General features: G+C 79.1%; 1 protein-coding gene. It reads left to right on the top strand.

The genetic code is table 11. From position 1 onward, the window contains the following. Positions 1-1140, top strand: a 1140-nt coding sequence (locus tag D3105_RS33905) for a BACON domain-containing protein (protein WP_425315772.1), incomplete at both ends; no start/stop codon positions are given.

A 1140-nucleotide genomic window follows, 5' to 3' on the forward strand; every position in this document is an offset into this window, starting at 1 on the left:
CCACCACCCCCGCCCCCGCCGAGTCACCGGCCGCCGAGGCCCGCCGCCGGGAGCTCGCCACGCTCGCCTGGCCCGAGGCCGCGGGCACCACCCCGGAGCAGCGTGAAGCCCTCGAACTGGCCGTACGCCACCGCCTCCCCCCGCGCTCCGTCGCCGCCGTGCTCGGCCTGGAGGCGGCCACCGCCCGTGAGCTGCTCGCCGCCGCGGCCTGCGAGGTGGAGCGCACCCGCGCCGCCCTCGCCGTCGTCGAGGGCGGCGACTGCCCCACCGTGGCCCGGCTCACCGGCGACCACCAGGTGCTGCTCTCCGCCGCCCTGCGCCGCGAACTCGTCCGGCACGTCGACGACTGCCCCCGCTGCCGCCGCGCCGCCGAACGCGCCGACGCGGCCGGCCCCTGGCCCGGAGCGGCCCTCGCCCCGGCCGCCGTCCTGCCCCTCGTGGAGGCTCCCCGCCCCTCCGTGTCCGTCGCGATGGCGCAGGCCCACCGCTCCCGTGCCGCGGGCCCGCGCTTCGACCGGAGCGGCTATCCGCTCGACCCCAAGGACCAGGCCGCCCGCCGGGACCGACTGCGCGCCCGGGTCGTGACGACCACGGTCGTCGCGACGGTGGTCGCCGCCCCCGTGATCGCCCTCTGGGCCGCCTACCGGGGAGCGCCGCAGACCGGCGAGGGCCACGACGGCACCTCGGTCACCGCCACGGAGGTGGACGGCGCCGGCGGCATGAGCGGCGACCCGTACGACCCCGAGAACACCGGTCACGGCCGCCCCGGCAACCGCTTCGGCGCACGTGTCCCGGACGTCACCGCCGAGGTCGTCAGCACCGGCGGCGCGCAGCACGGCGACGCCCGGCTGGCGGTGACGGCCCGGACCTCCGGGGCCGTCACGACGATCACGCTGACCAACTCCGGCCGGGAAACGGTCAGCTGGTCGGCGGCGACGGACGCCCCGTGGCTGCGCCTCAGCCGTACGTCGGGCACGCTCGCGGCCGGGCGGTCCATCACGATCGCGGTCTCGGTGATCCGGGACGCGCAGCCGGCCGGGCCGTGGCGGGCCCGGATTTCCCTGTCCCCCTCGGGCTCCGCCGTGCTCATCGACGGCCACGGGGTCACCGCCCCGACCACGGGCGGCCCGCCCCCCACCC

Origin of the sequence: Streptomyces globisporus, assembly GCF_003501885.1 — a bacterium.
GTDB lineage: Bacteria > Actinomycetota > Actinomycetes > Streptomycetales > Streptomycetaceae > Streptomyces > Streptomyces globisporus_D.